This window comes from Aeromonas sp. 603079 (genome assembly GCF_049172135.1).
Taxonomy (GTDB): Bacteria; Pseudomonadota; Gammaproteobacteria; order Enterobacterales; family Aeromonadaceae; genus Aeromonas; species Aeromonas veronii.
In genome coordinates, this window is record NZ_JAAKPX010000020.1 from 1 (window position 1) to 18,404 (window position 18,404).

Sequence of the window (18,404 nt, forward strand, 5' to 3'; positions counted from 1 at the left end):
TGGTGGAGCTACGCGGGATCGAACCGCGGACCTCTTGCATGCCATGCAAGCGCTCTCCCAGCTGAGCTATAACCCCAACTCACCTCGGTGCTGACGAAGTTATCTCCGGCAACGGAGGCGCATGATAGGCATCACCCGCTTTGCTGTCAACCCTAAAATAACCGCGACTGATTCGTTTAGTCAAAATTGCAGCAGTTCGCTGTTTTTACCAGCAAGGCACGTGCTATCTCTCTGTTTTATGTCACAAATTGGCTCAAGCACCTATAAAGGAGAGGCCGTGCAGCGAGCCTCTTTCCCCTTGCAACGCCCCCGCTCTCAGACCTCTCTATGGTGGCTGGTAATCAGCTTCTCCCCCGTCACCTCGGGAAAGCCTTTCCATAAAGGGCATTGCATTTGAAAACCCTTTCCATGATTTTTGTAAATTTACAACATAGAAAGTTGATCTGGCTCACAAATGACCATAGGATCAAACCGTGACCTAGGTCACATACCATAACCATAAATGACAGAGCGATGAGGTAAACCATGTTTGAGAATCTGGCAGTCCTGTTCCACCTGCGCGGTGCAACCACCAAGAACGGCGTTGTAGAGAAAGATGCCTATGCCCCCTCCACCCGTGAATACTACTTCCGCTACGGCAAATAATTGCTGAAAGCCTTTCACGGAAAATGTAATAAAACAACAACACACATCATCACACAGCCCTTTCGAGGCGCTGTCCTGTCCGGGCCAGATGTTCCACGGCCAAACCTGAACTCCACCAAACAAGAATGGGGCCCGCAGGCCCCATCTTTTATTGCATCGGCTCATTGCAGGATCTCGGCCTGATCCAGGTATGACACCATGAAATCCCCTTGCCGGGAGCGCTGGCTTGGATAACACCAGCATCCGGGAAGCTGGCTATGATGCTTGCCATCCTTGTTCAACAGCCAAATGCCGTCGATTAGGTACTGCATGAAGGGACAGCATGACGACGGACAGAGATTTAAAAAGAGCAAGCGAAGTTGAGCAAGCCCTCATCCTGGCGATACCGACCCGCTGGCCTGTCTCGCCAACAGCGGGATGCTCGCCTCTTGGGCAACCTGAAAATATTCGGCCGCAGACTTTCCAGCAGTGTAATTACAACAGCGGAAAGGTTACCACGAATCAGGTTCACACCTTATCAGAGAGCAGTGCAGCCATCACTTGGGGAGAGCCTTCATGCCGGCACCACAAGTCGGCCTGACCGGATACAAGACAGAGCAGAAAAAGAGGGATTGGCAGAGCAACCAATGTTCAGCGCCGCGGGTTGCAAAAGCGGGGCATGACCAGCATGCCCCGCCACAACTCAAGCCTTATTTACAGCTGGCGGCCCCCACATCCTGCCAGACGTCGTGTTTGCCGGGCTCGTTGCCCTTGGTCCAGTATTGCGCTTTCCATTGACGGCCATTATGGGTGGTGATCTCGCCACCGTTGTAAGCTACATTGGCATCCCAACCCAGTTGCACCTTGCTCACCAGCAACCACTGATCCGCGGTACGGCTCGGTTCGTTGCCCTGAGTCCAGTACTTGGCCTGCCACACCAGCTGGTTGTGGCTCACCTTGTCACCGCCGTTGTAGACCTTGCTCGCCTGCCAGGCAGGCCAGTTGGCGGCATCCGGATCAGTGGCCGAGCAACCGCCACCACCGCTGACCGGCTTGACCGTCAGACGGGTGGCGGCACTGGCATCCAGCGCGCCGTCGGAGACGGTGAGGCTCAGGTCATAGGCGGTATCGCTGGTAACGTTCGGACCGGTGACCACCAGGGTGGCACTGTTCTGACCGCTGGCGGTGAGGCCGGCCGGTACCGTCCACTGATAGGTGAGCGGATCACCGTTCGGGTCAGATGCGGTCGCCTTGAGGGTCACCTGCTTGCCGGATTCCACGGAAGCGGTAGCCGGCAGGCTAACCAGTGGCGGCAGGTTGGGCTGCGGCGCCTTGTTGGTGACCACCACCTGATCGCGGGCGGTGAGGTTGTGGTCGTCGGTCACTGCCAGCTCGAACACCAGATTGATGTCGGCGGTCACCGCATCGAGTACAACCCGGGCCTTGGCCTGAGTGGCATCCAGCAAGGTGGCCTGCGGGCCGGAGACCTGCTTCCAGCTATAGGTGAGGGCGCCATTTTCCGGGTCGTGGGACGCGGAGCCGTTCAGCGTCACCTCGGTCGGGCCGGTGACACTCAGATCGCTGCCCGCGTTGGCCACCGGCGGCTTGTTGGCTGGCGGAGTGGTTCCCTCGCCGTGACCCAGACCCTCGTGCATGGCATTGAGGATGTCGCCGTTGTCGGCATCAATCTCCCAGGAGAAGAGGCCACCCAGCTTGTTGGCCAGCACATACTGCCCCTTGGCCTTGACCGAGCGGTCGTTGTCATAGGTGATGAGATCGCCGGTCGAAGCCTTGAACAGATAGGGAGCCTCGGCCACCTCGTCGTAGCTCTTCTCCCAGCCACTGCCCATACGGTTGTTGACGATGTCGCGGTAATCGACCACGCCATCCTCCCAGGTGCCTTTCACCTTGCCGGTCGCCTTGCCGGTGAAGGGGTTGTTGCCCTGATAGCCGCTCACGCCAGTCCAGCCACGGCCATACATGGCGGCACCAACCACCAGCTTGCCGGGGTCAACCCCCTGCGCCAGCATCAGGTTGACCGCCTTGTCGGTGGTGTACTTGGTGTTGGGATCCCAGCTCGCCGCGTAGAGGTTGGTCTGGTGACCCAGCTCGGTATTGCTCCATGCGCCGTTGTAGTCGTAGGTCATCATAAAGATGTGGCTCATGTACTGCTGGGCCGCGCGGTAATCGACATCTTCAATCTTGTCGTAACCGGCGCCGACAGCGGAGGTGAGCTCATACTTGCGACCAGTCTGCGACTCCAGCTCATCGAGCATGGCGCGCAGCTCCTTCATCAGGGTCACATAGGTTGCGCCATCGCTCGGGCTGCCCAGTTTCGGGTTGGCGCCCTGTCCACCCGGATATTCCCAGTCGATATCAACGCCATCGAAGAATTTCCAGGTCTGCAGGAACTCTTTGACTGAGGCGACGAAGGTATCGCGCTTGCTCTTGTCGCCGAGGAAGTAGAAGGGGTCGGAGAGGGTCCAGCCGCCGACGGAGGGGAGGATCTTGAGGTCAGGGTAAGCCTGTTTGAGCGCCATCAGGGCACCGAAGTTACCCTTGTAAGGCTCGTCATAGGCAGTCAGGCCACTTTGCGGCATCTGAACGGCGGCCCAAGGATCGTGGATCGCAACCTTGAAGTCGGCACGACCGGCACACGCACGTTGCAACGCCTGGAAGCTCCCTTCGATCTCCTTGAGGCTATCGTTGAGGCCATCCCCGCCACAGATGGGGGTGAAACCATAGAGGATATGGGTCAGGTTCTGGGCCGGGATCTTGTCCACTGTGAACTTGCGACCATAGACGCCCCACTCCACGTAGTAGGTACCGACCACCTTGCCGGACTTGTTGGCGTAGGGCTTGTTGTTCTCCTGCAACGCGGCCTTTAGCGGCGCTAGGTGGCTGCCATCGGTATCGGCGACCACGATCTCCTTGGCATCAGAGAGAGTACAGCCATCGGCATTGCAGAGGGCCACCTGCATCTGGTAGCGCCCACCTTTGTTCACCTTGAATTTGGCCGTGCCTGCAGCAGCAGAGGGGCCAGACCACACCGCCTTGCCATCAAGCAGTACCTTGGCAGTCTGGCCGACGTCACCGCTCCAGAGGTTCCAGCTCACCTCCACATCGGCGGCATCCTTGACCTTGACCAGATTGTTGTAGGAGGTTGCCGCCTGATCCACTTCAACAATGGCGAACTTGATGGGACCCCAGCCGATGGTGGGCTTGCCCGGCGCAGCCGCATAAACGGCAGATGAGGCAAGCAGGGAGCCGACCATCATGGCCAGCGATGCGGGTTTTGGACTTAGCATATTGTTTTCCTTTACGTTATGGACAAACGAAAGGGCAACACAACACGACAGGCAACACAAACACGACTACCCCTTGGCAAAGGCAGCCAGCATAACACTGTGGTGGCCCCGCTATCCCAGCTCAACAACGCCTTTAGACCGGAGGCTTTGCGTCCCGACTTTTCAATCGGTTTGCCCTTGTCACAACTTTATTTTCGGCGATAACTAATCGCGAATTAACTCTATGGCAATTTATATAACTAAGCAAACAAGACCATTCCAAACCCGCTACTGACCGTACCTGACGCTGAGCCATGGCCTCATGATTCATCTTTAAAATACAAGGGAGCATTGGCCATTATTAATAGCTACCCAACTGATTAAGCTAAAAATTTCACTAAAACAAAATAAAGCGACAAAAGCTCAACACCTGTGGCACAACACAACAAGAGGTAGCCATACCTCACGGCAACAAGTGAATTAAAAGTCAATTTATTGCATACCAGTATCTTCCTCCCCCCACCCCTTCTTATTCAGACACCACAAACTTGTTTATCTGCCCCCCAGAGCACAAACGTACAATCCGGCCAGAATGTAAGCAACTGGATAAACAGACATACGCAGTTGTTTATTTTTATTGGCATTTTTATATAATGCCCGCACGTCCCAGTGGCACAGCTGGATAGCGCGCGCCCCTCCTAAGGGCGAGGTCGCAGGTTCGAATCCTGCCTGGGACGCCACCCATCATCCCCTTTTCGCATTCACTCATCTCTTTGGCGATTCGTTCGACGTCCAGCAGCACTCTGCTTGCACCATCAAAATTCTCACCAAGTCACAAGTAATTGTATTCACGCGGCATTCGGCATCTCTCCTCTCTCTGATAGACTGCTTTTTTTGGCTGAGCCCTACGGCAAAGCCAGCAGCTTCATCTTGCAAAGGAGTGTTGGATGTCCGGATGTTCCTGGTGGGATAGATCCACCGGTTTTGCACTGCTGACCATTGTGCTGTGGGCCTCACTGGCGGCGCTGACGTCACGGGTCACCAGCGTGTCACCACTGGTGCTGGTCGGGCTGGTGCTGTTTTTCTGCGGGGTCGGGGCCTTGCCGTTTTGGCGCCAATGGCGCGCTCGTCCTATTACCTGGCTGGTGACGGTTACGGCATTGCTGCTCTACCATCTGCTGCTCTTTATGAGTTTTCGCCATGCCCCGGTGCTGGAGGCCAACCTCATCAACTACCTCTGGCCGCTCTGCATCATTCTGTTCACCCCGCTGTTGTTGCCCGGCCATCCACTCCATGCCCGTCATCTGCTGGCTGGCGCCTTTGGTCTGGCGGGCTCCATGCTGGTGATGGTCAATGGCGAGCTGCAACTGCAACAGACCTATCTGCCGGGATACCTGTTGGCGCTCGGTGCAGCTGTCGTCTGGGGGGCCTATTCGGTGCTGTCACGCCGTCTGCCACCGGCACCTGCCGTGGTCACTGCGGCAGCCTGCCTGCCCGCTGGTTTGCTGGCTCTGCTGCTCGCCCGTCTGCTGGAGGGGCCCCTGCCGCTCGCGCAGATCCCCACCAGTGACTGGTGGCTGATCATCGGGCTGGCGCTGGGCCCCATGGGGGCGGCCTTTGTGACCTGGTATCTGGCACTGCGAGACGGCGATCCACGCCGGATCGGTGCCCTTGCCTACCTGACACCGCTGCTGAGTACTTTGCTGTTAGTGGCATTGAACGGAGAAGAGCTGACCTCGCGCCATCTGCTGGCCGGTGCACTTATCATGGGAGGCGCCCTGCTCGGTATGCTGGGCCAACGCAACAGAGCTCAGGCATCCCCAGCCAGTTAAGTCGGTAAAATAGGGCCACCTGACCATGCTGTCATAAAAACGCCATCATCCCTGTTTAGGCTCGGGCCACGCTCCCCCATGGTCTGTGCTGACAGGAATTACCCCGTGAAAATCGCCCATTACGCCACCCTATCCTCCCTTGTTTTGTTACTGGTTGCGGGAGGACAGGCGCTGGCCCTCTACCACGGCTGGCAACAGCTTGCCCATGCCAATCAGGCCCAGCATCAGCACGAGACGCTGCAACAACTGGTGACGGTGACCCTGCAAAACAGCCTGCGTGACTACCTCAACAGCGGCGATCCACAGCAACTGACCGCGGCAGAGAAGATCCGCCAGCAAGCGCTCTCCTCGCTGGCCGCTCAGGATGATGCCGTGGCGGCCCCGCTCAGACAGCAACTCAAACAGATGGCGCAGCGCATCGCGCACGACTATCAGGCCGCAGGCAAGCTCTCGGGCAACAGCCAACTGCTGCTGCAAAATGCGGAGAGTGAGCTGGGCAGCCAGGCTATGGCGCTGATCCGCTATGGGGAGCAAGGTGCCAGCACGGAACAATCTGCCGCAGCACAGCAATATCGCCGCGGTGCAACCGAGATCCTGGCGGGCCTGCCGCGCCTCGCCCATTTGCGCCAAAGCTATATGGAACAGGGCAATGAGAAGCTGCTCGAAGGGATCCGCTTCGAGCTGGAGGCACTGCAAAAACAGGCCCAAGCGCTGCAAGCCTTGCCGCTGCTCGGCCTGTATGAAGAGGTGCCCGCCGATGAGTTCACCCTGGGGGAGCCGGTACGCAAGGAGCTGGGAGATCAACCGCGCAGCGAATTACGCTCGCTGCTGGGCCGCTATCCGCAGGAGCTGGCCAACAGCCGCACGGCGCTACAACAGCAACAGGCTGGCCGCCAGACCGTGCAGCAAGACATCATGGCCATGTTGCAAGCGACCAGACAGATGGGGGAACAACTTGCCCACGAGCGGCAAGCCGTCAATCAGGAGCTGGCCACCATCCTCGGCACGCTGGCGCTCTGTCTGGTGGTAGTCGCCCTGCTGTTTGCACTGGTGCAACGACGCTGGCTGCTCGCTCCCTTGTTGCGACTGCGCGGAGCCTTTCTGCAGCTCGATCAGACTGGGCAGGCCGAGCCGTTATCTGCCGGGCGTGATCGCAACGAGCTGGCCGATATCGTTGCCAGCTACAATCGGCTGATCGGTCGCCTGCAGCAGGATCAACAACAGAAAGAGGGGCAGCTGTCTGCGGTATCCCTCAGTCTGAAAGGAATGGTCAGCCAGGTTGACGAGATCCACCACAGCACCCGCACCACCGAGCTGGTAGTCGACGAGAGCGGTCAGATGATGGATGAGCTGAACCAGCTGGCCGGAGAGGTCCATCAGGTCGCCGCCGACATCGCCCGGCATGCCCACCATAACGAACAGGCGATGAGCCAGAGCGAAGATCTGGTGGGCAGCATGCTGCACGCTACTCGTCAGACCGGGCTGGCAATTGACGAGAGCGATGAGGCGCTGGAAGCCCTCACCCGCTCGGTTGCCGATGTGACGGACATTGTCGATGTCATCAGTCATATCGCCCAGCAGACCAACTTGCTGGCCCTCAACGCCGCCATCGAAGCGGCCCGTGCAGGGGAACAGGGGCGCGGCTTTGCCGTGGTCGCCGATGAGGTGCGCCACCTCTCGGCCAATACCCAGCAATCCCTCAACCAGATCACCGAGATTCTGCGGCGTCTGACCCAATCTGGTGAACAGCTTGGCACCGTGCTGAACCGGATCACCAGCGAGTCAAGCCGCCAACGGGCACAAGCCGAGCAGTTGCGCCAGACCACCCAGGCGGTGCGGGAGATCGCCCGCAACACCGCAGTGATCGCCCTGCAGGGCGCCGACAATGCCAAAAGTCAGGAGCACAAGCTGGCCAGTTTTGCCGATTTGATCGCCCGTATTCGTCAGCAGGCCTGTCAGGTAAGCCAACTCTCGGTGCAGGTCTCGTCCCATATCCACCATCAGGCGCAACAGATCCCCCGCATCCTCGGCCAGCAAGGCTGACCCTATTCGCCCCACATCCCCACCAATTCACTTTCCCTCGACCAGAGGGAAAGTTTTTTTGTAGCACAAAATTATATGTTGCCTGCAGGTTAACAGCTTCCCTTCCCCCGTATCTGATGAAAACCCGCACCGGCGCTGGCCACACCTCCAAGAAAACGCTCTCATTACCGTGATACCGGCCATGAGGCTGTTTACGACCTTGCCCATGATTATTTGCACTCGGTCATACTTTTGAAACGTTGAGGGAACTTTTCATTGATATTTCGCACCGCGAACGTACTCTTGGAGTTGTCCGATAGCCAAGAATCGGAACAAAAAAAACAACATGTGATGATCAGGACTGCCAACTACAGATGTGCCAAGACATCCGGGTTTGCAGATAACCAAGAGAAGATTTTTTGCCCTTCGGGGTTTTGATTGCAATGCCAATACCGAGCGGTAGGCCCGATGCCAGCTGCCGGAAAAAAGCTAAGTCCATAAAATCAGGAGCAATAAAAATGGAAAAAGTGATCTTCAAGCGCGCCGCTTTGAGTGCCGCTGTGGTAGCCGCTCTGGTCGCCCCCGGCATGGCGTTGGCAGCCCAGGATATGATGAGCCCGGAATATGGCCAGTCCTATGAAACCTTCGTAAAAGACTCCAAACTGACCGGTGGCCTGTTCTACTTCCAGCGTGATCGTCAGCGCATCGATGGTGACCCGACTGCCGCCAAGAAAGAAGGCAAGTACCAGTCCAACCTGAGCCATTCCACCGTCCAGGCAGCTCTCAACTTCAACTCCGGTTATGCCTGGGACACTGTTGGTCTGGATCTGGGCGGCTTCGGTGCCTATGACCTGGCCGTTACCGAAAACCATCCGGTCAACCAGGAGAACGAATTCTCCTTCGCAGGCAACTCCTGGGGCAACAACTACAAAGATGGCTCTCCCGAGGGTGGCTTCAGCCTCTCCAACGCAGCTCTGAAGCTGAAATTCCTGGACGGCGGTGTGACTGCCAAGGGTGGTTACACCCAGCTGTATGTCCCTGGCCAAATCGGTGTTAACTGGTCCTATCAGCCGGGCACCTATCGTGGTGGTCAAGTCGAAGGCAACTTTGGCGGTCTCTACCTGACCTACGCCATCGCTGACGAGTACAAGGCCCCCTGGTACAAAGAGACTCAGGTCTTCTCTCGCGCCAAAGCGTGGATGGATCCGTTCGCTGATGAAAACGTCATCGACTATATCCACGGTATCGCGGCTCGTTACACCTTTGAAAATGGCACTGCCGTGACCGGTTCTTTCGGTCAGTCCGAAGGCTACATGGACAGCTACCACTTCAAACTGGCTCACAAGTTTGACGTACTGGGCGGCCTCGCCACCAGCTACCAGTTCTACGGTTCCGAGACCGAGACCTACACCAAGGGCGGCTCCCAGATTGAAACTTACGACGGCCTGGCATGGCAACAAGCACTGACCGCTGCCTGGAACTACGCCCAATACGGCTTCCGTCTGGAAGGTCTGTGGACCAAGGCTGAAGGTGCGGAAGGCAACTACCTGCCCCGTCTGACCCGTGGCTACGCCAACTCCCAGGGCGCCAACGAAATTTGGTGGGATTCCCGCTCTGACTGGAACGCCAACAACGAAAAAGCACTGTTCTTCGGCGTGACCCGTTCTCTGGATGATCTGGTTGGTGCGCCGGGCTGGGCTGTCGGTGTATCCGGCGCCTACGGTTGGGATATCGAAAATGGCCAAGGCAAGAAAGCAGCCAACGGCGAGGATACCGAGTGGGCCGTCAACTTCGATGTCAGCTATACCGTGCAGGATGGCAAGCTGAAAGGCACCCTGTTCAAACTGCACTACACCGACTACAACAACGACATCAGCCAGGGCGGCGGTTGGACCGATTACCCCAACATCTTCGCCTCCGAGCACGACGTCAAGTTCCACATCATCATGCCGCTTACCTTCATGTAATCAGGCAATACGATGTCAGCAAACCGGGCCACTTGGCCCGGTTTTCTTTTTGCCGGTTGGCAGGCTAACATGCGAGCCGGATAAGGGTTTTATCCACTCACCAGCACGCTTTTGTCAGCAGTCACAAGGACGCCATCATGCCCCGTTTTGTTTTGATCACCGGTTGTTCCAGCGGTATTGGCCTCGCCGCCGCACAGGCGCTCGGGCAGCACGGTTTTACCGTGATTGCCTCGGCGCGCAAGGCGGAAGATGTGGCCCGCTTGCAGCAACAGGGATTGCTGGCGGTACAGCTGGATCTGGCTGACCCCGCCTCCATCGAGCTGGGTGCCAGTGCGGCGCTCCATCTGGCAGGCGGGCGCCTCTATGGCCTGTTCAACAACGGCGCTTATGGCCAACCTGGGGCGCTGGAAGATCTGCCCACCGAGGCGCTCAGGGAACAATTCAATACCAACCTGTTTGGCTGGCACCATCTGATCCGTCAGGTGCTACCGCCGATGCTGGAGGCCAAAGAGGGGCGGATAGTGCAGAACAGCTCGGTTCTGGGGCTGGTTGCCATGAAGTATCGCGGCGCCTATAACGCCAGCAAATTTGCACTGGAAGGTTATAGCGACACTCTGCGCCTCGAACTGGCGGGTAGCGGGGTACATATCAGCCTGATTGAACCAGGCCCCATCGATACCCGTTTTCGTGCCAATGCCCGCAGCGCCTTCTTGCGGCACATCGATCCGGCCCAGAGCCGTCATCAGTCGGCCTACCGCCAGACCCTGACGCGGCTGGAAAAAGAGGGAGCAACCAGCGGCTTTACCCTCTCCAGCGAAGCCTGCATCCCGCCGCTGCTCCATGCGCTGACCCACGCCCATCCCAAGGCACGCTATCCAGTGACCACTCCGACCCGGCTGTTTGCCTTCTTGCGACGGGTATTGCCCACTCGCTGGCTCGATATACTGCTGGCCAAATCGGCCTGATCCCGTGATTGGCGACAAGCATCCTGCCGCCCAAGTGGTGTTAGCCGGGTAGCGGCGTCCCCCGTCCCGCCAACCTGGTTTGTCCCTCTCTTCAATAGTGCTCGCCATTGCTGTAGTAGGCACTCTTGACCAGAGGGATCACCTGCACCACCACATAGGTCTGCTCCCCCAGCACCCGTTTCAAATGGCGCGTGATAAGGCGCGCGGCAGCGTCCTGCATCTCCTGCGGCCGTTCGAACCAGTGCAACTCGACAAACGGAAATCCCGCCTCTGGCTCGCCGTTGCGTATCCAGCAGCTATCAATCCGCTCCATGGTGACAAACTCCGGCTTGCCGCCGGTCAGCTCGCAAAGGTCGGCCAGCAGCGGGCCGCTCACCTGTTGCAGGGTATCGAGCGTCACGGCGCGAAAACGAAGATGGGGCATGGCAAACCTCTTGGTTATCTGAAATGAGGACTTATCATAGGGGTTATTGTCAGCAAGAGAAGTCACCCGGCGCATATTAAGGATCCCCATGAGATTTCATCGCACCCTCTTTGCCTTCCTGCTCTGCCTGCTGCTACCGCTGCACGCCTTTGCCGATCCCGCCTTCTATCGGGTGAGCAAGGGCAACCAGCAACACTGGTTGCTGGGCTCCATCCATGCGGGCAAACCAGCCCTCTATCCGCTGCCCGAGCCAGTGGAGCGTGCCTGGCTGCAGAGTCGCGCACTGGTGATGGAGGTGGACATGAACAGCATCACGCCGGATCAGTGGCAACAGACCGGCTCCCTCACCCGACTGGTGGATGGCAAACCGCTCAAGGATCATCTGCCTGCCGAGCTCTATCAACGCACCCTGATGGCAGGTGCCCGCTATGGCATCGACGAGGCTACCCTCGCCACCCTGCGCCCCTGGTTTGCCGCCATTACCCTGACTCAGGCCGCCATGGCCCGCTCCGACTTCAAGAGTGAACTCGGGATAGACCAGCACTTTGCCGTCCGGGCCGCCAAAGAGGGCAAACCGGTAGTAGGTTTTGAAACCCTGCTGGAGCAGCTCGGTTATCTGGCCAGCGTGGGTGACAACCAGACCCTGATGCTCGCCAGCACCCTGGATGAGCTACCGATGCTGGAGAGTGGTTTCGCCGCCGTGATGAAGGCGTGGCAGCAGGGGGATGAGGCGACGCTGATCAATCTGCTCAAGGAGGAGATGGCCCCGCCCGCTCTGCAGAGCTGGATGGAGCAGACCCTGCTGGCCGAGCGCAACCATAACTGGCTAAAAAAATGGTCTACCCTGCCCAACGAGAGCTTTATCGTGGTAGGGGCCCTGCACCTTTACGGCGAGCAGGGGTTGCTGGCGTTGCTGGAGCAGCAAGGGTGGCGCATTACCCCGCTCACCACACCGGGCCCTGTGCAGGCTCGGTAGCAAGGAGTCCAGTGAGAACGATCACAGAACGCACTGGTTATTAAACAACCTGCAAGGGAGTTGATCGGGATCATCCCGGACAGGGCAAAGAGGTATTTATCATGCCTGTCATCAACCGGGTGACAGGAGCAATAAAATGGACTTTTGGCTGGACCTGATGTTTGGCAACAGCGTGGGATTGATGTCGATGCTGGTGATTATCGGCACCTTCTTGCTCATCAGCTCTTACGCGGCCTACTTCATCTACAAGGTGATGCACTCGCAACCGCCTCATTCACAGCAACCCCATTCTCAACAACCCAAAGAGGGCAAATAATCCTCTGACCACAGGCGGCAGTTCACACTGACCGCCTGTGCTGTTTTATGGTTCGCGACTGTGATTCCCGGGCCAGGCTGCACCAGCGTCCATGCTGGGCGCCCCTTATCCCCTCCCCCTTTCCCCGTTTTCTGTGCCGGTTGCGGCCGTTATAATGGCCCCCACTTTTTCTTATGGGGAGCCTGCCGTGTCTCATAACGACGAACTCTCGCTATTTATGAATGAAGTGGCCGACGTGCGGCCCATTCGCAGCGACAACATCCATCCCCATGCGGCCAAATCCGCCCCGACCGAGGCGCAGCTCGCTCGCCGCCAGGCTGCCACTGCCGAACAACTCGCCCTCGACCACCTCACCATGGAGGCCATCGAGATGCTAGATCCGCACGAAATCGTCGGCTTCAAGCGTGATGGGGTGCAGGAGGGGGTCTACAAGAAGCTGCGGCTCGGCAAATACGAGCTGCAGGCGAGCCTGGACTTGCACCAGAAAACCCTCAACGAAGCGCGCCAGACGCTGGTGCAGTTCATTGCGGATTGTGAAGTCCGGGATATCCGCTGCCTGCTGATCCTGCACGGCAAGGGGGAGCGCAGCACCCCGCGTGCCCTGCTGAAAAGCTATGTGAGCGCCTGGTTGCCGCAACTGCCCGCCGTCATGGCGATCCACAGTGCCGAGCGTCGCCACGGCGGCAGCGGTGCCCTCTATGTGCTGCTGCGCAAAAGCGAACGCAAAAAAGTGGAAAACCGCGAGCGGCACCAGAAGCGGCTCGGCTAATCCGCGTTTCGCCCCACGCCTTTGGCCCGCCTGCATGAAGGTGGTCAACTATCCAGCGGCGGTGTTAGCATCGAACGGCCCCGAGCATGCCAGGTACGGGGTGTATACCATCAGGGACGATAACAAGGACAATCCCATGTCATATCAAAAGCTTGAACAACATCAGCAGCAGATCCACCGCTTTAGCCACCTCGCCGCCATCTGCGGCTGGGATCAGGCGGCCATGATGCCGGAAGGGGGCAATGATGCCCGCGCCGAAGCGATGGCCGAACTCGGTCTGCTGATCCACCAGAAGCGCACCGCTCCCGAGCTGGGCGACTGGATTGCCAAGGCCGAGAGTGAGCCGCTGGATGAAGTGCAACGGGCCAACCTCGGCGAGATCAAGCGCCAGTGGCAAGATGCCAGCCTGCTGCCCGGTGAGCTGGTCGAAGCGCTGTCGCTCGCTGGCAGCAAGTGCGAGCACGCCTGGCGCAGCCAGCGCAAGAACAACGACTGGGCCGGTTTTGCCCCCAATCTCGAGGAGGTGGTGAAACTCTCCCGTGAAGTAGCGCAACTGCGGGCCGATGCGCTTGACGTGCGCCCCTACGACGCCATGCTGGCCCTCTATGAGCCGGGCATGACCAGCGCACGGCTCGATCAGATCTTCGGCGATCTCGCCAACTGGCTGCCGGCTCTTATCCAGACCGTGAGTGAACAGCAGAAGGGCGATGCCCTGCTGCTGCCGCAAGGCCCCTTCCCCATCCCGACCCAGCAGGCACTCGGTCAGGAGGTGATGGGACTGCTCGGCTTTGATTTCGCCCACGGTCGCCTCGATGTGAGCAGTCACCCCTTCTGCGGCGGCGTGCCGACCGACGTGCGGATCACTACCCGCTATAACGAGCAGGAGTTTGTCTCCAGCCTGATGGGCATAGTGCACGAGACCGGTCACGCCCGTTATGAGCAGGGGCTGCCGCGCCATCTGCTGGGTCAGCCGGTGGCCGAAGCGCGCTCCATGGCGATCCACGAGAGCCAGAGCCTGTTTTGCGAGATGCAGCTGGGGCATCATCCGGCCTTCCTCGCGCTGCTGGCGCCACGCATTCGTCACCACTTCGGCGAGCAGGCGGCGTTTGCGCCGGACAATCTGGCCAAGCTCTACAGCAGGGTCGAGCCGGGCTTTATCCGGGTCGATGCGGACGAGGTGACCTATCCGGCCCACGTTATCCTGCGCTACGAGCTGGAGCGCGATCTGGTGGAAGGGAAGATCGAGGTGGCCGATATCCCCGAGCTGTGGGACGCCAAGATGCAGCAGTGGCTGGGGCTCTCCACCAAGGGCAACTACCGCAATGGCTGCATGCAAGATATTCACTGGACCGACGGCTCGTTCGGCTACTTCCCGAGTTACACCCTGGGCGCCATGTATGCCGCCCAGCTGCGTTTTGCCCTCGAAAAAGAGCTGGGCAGCATGGGTGAAGTGATCGCAGCGGGCCGCCTGCCGGAGATCTTCGGCTGGCTCGGACGCAACATCTGGTCACAGGGGAGCCTGCACAGCACCGACGAGCTGGTGCGCCGCGCCACCGGTGAAGCGCTCAACCCGCACTGGCTGCGCCAGCATCTGGAACAGCGCTACCTGAAGTAATGAGCGCAGTAAGCTAACAGCAGAATGGGGCCCTTTTTAGTTGACCACTACAGGGCCCCGTTTTTATGGCGGTTCATTTTTATGGCGGTGCATGGCACAGCACGCCACCACCATGCTGTAAAAAGAGAGGGTTCAGAGGGGGTCCGGGGCACCCAGCAACTCGCGCAGTTGCAGGATATTGCCCTCCGGGTCGAAGGCGTTGCGCACCACAAAGCCGGGCCCTGTCCACTGCTGTGGCAGCAAACCGCCGCCGAGATCCGCCGCCTTCGCTTCCGCCCAGGCGAGGCTGGAGACGGTGAAGAACAGCTTGATGGCCCCCTCTTCCCGCAGTTCCGGCGGCCGCTTGATAACGACTTGCCCGGTATAGGGCGCAGGAATGGCGTGGATCAGCAGTTGGATATCGCTGTTTTCCAACACCACCAGCTGCTCATCCTGACTGCAGACCACCATCTGCAGCAATGTACGATAAAAGTGGATCAGCAGGCCCGGATCCTTGGCATAGATCAGGGCACCGGCGCGAGCGGGTCCTGGCATGGAGCTCTCCTCAACAGTGAACGGCTGGGTGGACAGATCTCCACCTTCTCACAGTTGCGTGCCCCGTTCGATCCTTTTTAGCGGCTCGCCAGCCTCACTGCACAAAGTGCCACTGCCGCAGCGCCAGTGTCGGCGGCGGCCCCTGATCGTCGCCCATATCCGCCATGCCCAGCGCCTCGTCATAGTGCACCCCGCCCGCACCGCTCTCGGTCAAGTGTTTTGCACGCACCGCCCCGTACAGACCGCCACTTCCGCTGATCTTCATCTCGGTCAGCGGGGCATAGAGAGCAGCATAGAGCGGCGTATTGCCCGACAGCTTGACCCCATCCTTGCCGCTATACGCGGAATAGATGGAGATAGCGGGCGTACCGCCAGCGGTCAGCCCCTGTTTGGCTGCCGTCACCTCGGCACCGGCCCCGAGATCGACCTTGCCGCTGACGATCAGGGTCAGGCTGCTCCCCTCGCTCACCGTCAACTGGTTGCTGCCTGTCATGGTGAAATCCTTGTCGATCAGCAGCACCACATCCCCCTTGATGGTGAGCTTGGCATCGGCCCCCATATTGAGGCTGTCGAGCTTGTAAATAGTCTGTTCCTTGCCAAACAGCTCCCCTTTGCCGGGGAACGGTAGCCCGGGCTTGTGCTGGTTGCTGCTGGTTACCGAGCCGGTGGAGGGATCCGTGGTCAGCACCATCTGCTGGGTGGCCCCGAGCGTCAGCGGGCCATTGATGGGCAATGTTGCAGGGGGGAACGATTTGGGCAACGCTGCCACATTGAGCGGGTCACACACCTGCCCGGCCACAGGCGGTAGCTTGGGATGAGCGCGATATTGGGGATCCAGATACTTCTGATGCTTGGCATCAAGGAATGCCCCGTTCCCACCATAGTTCAACTTGTCGCCAGCAATGCTGGTGCCATGACCCATAGAAACATCACCATTGATCGCAACAGCTCCGGCAATATGCCCCCCTTGCAAGGCAAAATTTCCACTCCCGTTTACGCTGCCCTCCACCCTGACGACTCCATCAGAGGGAGAAATGGTGATGTCGCCGCCAGCAAGTACATTACCCGCAACAGGTGAAGATCCGTTCAAGGTCACCGAGCCGGTCGCCCGCACATCACCCCAGATGGGGGAGTGCCCGGCGAGCACCACATTGGCCTTGTCGCTGACGGTCGCCACCTTGGCGTTCTGCCCCTGATTAAGGGTCCCGGAAACAGACTCCTTGTACGCTCCCTTGCGCGAGTCATAACTATCGATAAAACCGCTACCGGAGAGGCTTAGCCCTTCGCATGCCACTACCGAATCCTGAAAGATGAGATTGCCGGGCTCGCGCTTGAGGGCAAACAGCGCGTTGAGACTGGCATTGCCCTCCAGATAACGGCCATGGCTCTGCAACGCCAGTTTGCTGCCTGTAGAAGCATCCAGCTGATCGATGCGAAAGCGGCTGCCCGCCATGGCCCCTTCCCCCTTGCCTGGCACCTTCTGCACCAGTTGATCCCACTCTATCCGTGGTTCGGAGCCGAGCGCCTGATGCAGGGCGCGATAACTGTCGTTCATCCCCTGCTCGGCACTGAGCTGTGCATTGATCTTCTTGTGAAAATTGCCGCTCAGGCGGGTTTGCAGCTGGTTCTCCTGAATGCTGGTAAACACCAGCAGGCTCGACAGCAGGCTCACCACCAGCACCACCAGCAATACGGCTCCTCGCTGCCCCTGCAATCCCTTGTTCATCCTGCTCCCCCTGCACCGGATGTGGCCAGTGCTGCCGCCCAGACCGCCTTGCGGCGTGCCACCTGCACCTCTACCCCAGGCGCCAGATAGCTCGGCAGCCCTTCGGGCAAGATGCGGATATTGACCAGCGCCCCCTGCTGGCCGAATTCAAGATCCTGAAGATGGGCCAGCAACAGGCGCGGGCCATCCCCGTCATCGCAACTGAGTACCGGCGGCGTGAAGCGGTACTGCTCGGTAAAATCGGCGGTTTTCTGGTTGCCAAGGCAGGAGAGCACCGGACTGCCCCCCTCTACCTTGAAAGCCAGCGTCAGGCGATCAGGGGTGACCGCTATCAGCTGATCCGCCTGCTTGACGCTGTTGGTAAAGGTGAGAGTGGCAAAGCGCAGCACTTCGTTCGCCTGCTCCAGCGCCTTGCTCTGCTCAACCGTGCTCTTGATAGGCACGTAACCGGCAAAAATAGCCAGCATCAGCATCAGACCGAGCACCATGGAGATCATCAGCTCGACGAGACTGACACCTCGCTGTCGGAAGGGAACGTTCAGCATAGTGGCGGAAATCCAGCGTTCAGCTCAACCCGCCTGGCACCGGAGATCCGCGCATCACGCCACTCGATGGCGACCACAAAGTTGTCGCTATAACGGTTCGGTAGCACCAGCCGGTGGCCCTCGAGCAGGGTGAAGCGGGCAAGAAAATCGCCCTGGGTGAACCGCTCCGGCTTGCGCTGCACTTCGCACAGCGAACCCCATATCTGCTCCACGCTGTTGCTCGCCTCGATCGTGGCCAGGGTGCTCTGCAGGCTATAGTGCGCCTGCTGCAACGAGACAACCTGCCCCTTGGCGAGACCAAGAAACACCATCACCGCCAACACCATGGAGACCATGATCTCCACCAGATTGAACCCCTGCTGACGGGCAAGTGCGGCGTGTCTCATGAGCAGCTCCCTTGCAGCAGCTGACCGCTCGGGGCCACGCAGAGTACACGCTGCTCACCGAGGCGATTGGCCAGAGTGATCTCGGCGTGGCTGCTGCTGCCGGTTGGCGCGATCCGGATCGGCTCAAACGGTTTGATCACCACTCCGCCAGCAGGTGCTGCCGCCTGACGCAGCAACTTGCTGTCAGCCATCACCTCCCAGCCACCGTTCTCGGTGCCCTGCAGTACCACCGGCAGGGTCAGCTTGACCGCTTCGCTGCGGGCAAAGCGGTAGGCTGACGCGAGCTCGGTCGCACTGCGATCGAGTCGTTCGGCCGCGAGGCGCTGACTCATGGAGGGCAACCCGACTAGCAGCAAAATAGCGGCGATGCCGACCGTGATCATCAACTCAATCAGAGTAAATCCGCGCACGTTCAT

The 18,404-nt window shown here is 59.1% G+C and carries 15 protein-coding genes, 2 tRNA genes and 1 riboswitch; of the genes, 9 read left to right on the forward strand and 8 right to left on the reverse strand.

Features of this window, described 5'->3' with window-relative positions; genetic code table 11:
• A tRNA-Ala gene (locus G5287_RS15195) sits at positions 1-76 on the reverse strand.
• 1,258 nt (positions 77-1,334) lie between these two features.
• Positions 1,335-3,932: a glycosyl hydrolase family 18 protein gene (locus G5287_RS15200; protein ID WP_421231513.1), complete on the reverse strand. Its 2,598-nt coding sequence runs from the start codon at positions 3,930-3,932 to the stop codon at positions 1,335-1,337.
• Positions 3,933-4,030: 98 nt separating this feature from the next.
• Positions 4,031-4,118: riboswitch (cyclic di-GMP riboswitch) on the reverse strand.
• A 456-nt stretch (positions 4,119-4,574) separates the two neighbouring features.
• Between G5287_RS15200 and G5287_RS15205 the strand changes: the two genes are divergently transcribed.
• The 5 genes from G5287_RS15205 to G5287_RS15225 all read left to right on the forward strand — a co-directional run bounded on the left by G5287_RS15205 (position 4,575) and on the right by G5287_RS15225 (position 10,697).
• A tRNA-Arg gene (locus tag G5287_RS15205) sits at positions 4,575-4,651 on the forward strand.
• Positions 4,652-4,858: 207 nt separating this feature from the next.
• Positions 4,859-5,743 carry a DMT family transporter gene (locus G5287_RS15210; RefSeq protein WP_181269729.1) on the forward strand — a complete coding sequence of 295 codons (885 nt, stop codon included), beginning with the start codon at positions 4,859-4,861 and terminating at the stop codon, positions 5,741-5,743.
• Between the two features lie 105 nt (positions 5,744-5,848).
• Positions 5,849-7,786, forward strand: a complete 1,938-nt coding sequence (locus G5287_RS15215) for a methyl-accepting chemotaxis protein (protein ID WP_421172960.1) — start codon at positions 5,849-5,851, stop codon at positions 7,784-7,786.
• Positions 7,787-8,283: 497 nt separating this feature from the next.
• The gene (locus G5287_RS15220; protein ID WP_204481162.1) at positions 8,284-9,732 is read left to right on the forward strand and encodes an OprD family outer membrane porin; all 1,449 of its coding nucleotides are present in this window, start codon (positions 8,284-8,286) and stop codon (positions 9,730-9,732) included.
• Positions 9,733-9,869: 137 nt separating this feature from the next.
• Positions 9,870-10,697 (forward strand): SDR family oxidoreductase, encoded by an 828-nt coding sequence (locus G5287_RS15225; RefSeq protein WP_123173634.1) that lies wholly within the window; start codon positions 9,870-9,872, stop codon positions 10,695-10,697.
• A 91-nt stretch (positions 10,698-10,788) separates the two neighbouring features.
• Here G5287_RS15225 and G5287_RS15230 read toward each other — a convergent pair whose 3' ends face one another.
• Positions 10,789-11,121: a DUF1904 family protein gene (locus G5287_RS15230; protein WP_270904756.1), complete on the reverse strand. Its 333-nt coding sequence runs from the start codon at positions 11,119-11,121 to the stop codon at positions 10,789-10,791.
• 88 nt (positions 11,122-11,209) lie between these two features.
• Here G5287_RS15230 and G5287_RS15235 point away from each other — a divergent pair, with 88 nt between their 5' ends.
• The 4 genes from G5287_RS15235 (at position 11,210) to G5287_RS15250 (ending at position 14,797) form a co-directional block, all read left to right on the forward strand.
• A complete protein-coding gene (locus G5287_RS15235; RefSeq protein WP_042080673.1) occupies positions 11,210-12,097 on the forward strand; it encodes a TraB/GumN family protein in 888 nt (295 codons plus the stop codon).
• 136 nt (positions 12,098-12,233) lie between these two features.
• Positions 12,234-12,413 (forward strand): DUF3149 domain-containing protein, encoded by a 180-nt coding sequence (locus G5287_RS15240; protein ID WP_005338733.1) that lies wholly within the window; start codon positions 12,234-12,236, stop codon positions 12,411-12,413.
• Positions 12,414-12,600: 187 nt separating this feature from the next.
• Positions 12,601-13,182 (forward strand): DNA endonuclease SmrA, encoded by a 582-nt coding sequence (smrA, locus tag G5287_RS15245; RefSeq protein WP_159143130.1) that lies wholly within the window; start codon positions 12,601-12,603, stop codon positions 13,180-13,182.
• A 136-nt stretch (positions 13,183-13,318) separates the two neighbouring features.
• Positions 13,319-14,797, forward strand: a complete 1,479-nt coding sequence (locus tag G5287_RS15250) for a carboxypeptidase M32 (protein ID WP_139440000.1) — start codon at positions 13,319-13,321, stop codon at positions 14,795-14,797.
• Positions 14,798-14,929: 132 nt separating this feature from the next.
• Here G5287_RS15250 and G5287_RS15255 read toward each other — a convergent pair whose 3' ends face one another.
• The 5 genes from G5287_RS15255 to G5287_RS15275 form a co-directional block, all read right to left on the reverse strand.
• Complete coding sequence (locus G5287_RS15255; RefSeq protein WP_279486002.1) at positions 14,930-15,331, reverse strand: VOC family protein; 402 nt, start codon at positions 15,329-15,331, stop codon at positions 14,930-14,932.
• Positions 15,332-15,425: 94 nt separating this feature from the next.
• Complete coding sequence (locus tag G5287_RS15260) at positions 15,426-17,057, reverse strand: DUF7305 domain-containing protein (protein ID WP_421231514.1); 1,632 nt, start codon at positions 17,055-17,057, stop codon at positions 15,426-15,428.
• Positions 17,054-17,602, reverse strand: a complete 549-nt coding sequence (locus G5287_RS15265) for a PilW family protein (protein ID WP_216979366.1) — start codon at positions 17,600-17,602, stop codon at positions 17,054-17,056. Before G5287_RS15265 ends, G5287_RS15260 begins: the two co-directional genes overlap by 4 nt.
• Complete coding sequence (locus tag G5287_RS15270) at positions 17,596-17,988, reverse strand: type IV pilus modification PilV family protein (protein WP_421231515.1); 393 nt, start codon at positions 17,986-17,988, stop codon at positions 17,596-17,598. The genes G5287_RS15265 and G5287_RS15270 overlap by 7 nt, the downstream gene beginning before the upstream one ends.
• Complete coding sequence (locus tag G5287_RS15275) at positions 17,985-18,404, reverse strand: GspH/FimT family pseudopilin (RefSeq protein ID WP_042656730.1); 420 nt, start codon at positions 18,402-18,404, stop codon at positions 17,985-17,987. The genes G5287_RS15270 and G5287_RS15275 overlap by 4 nt, the downstream gene beginning before the upstream one ends.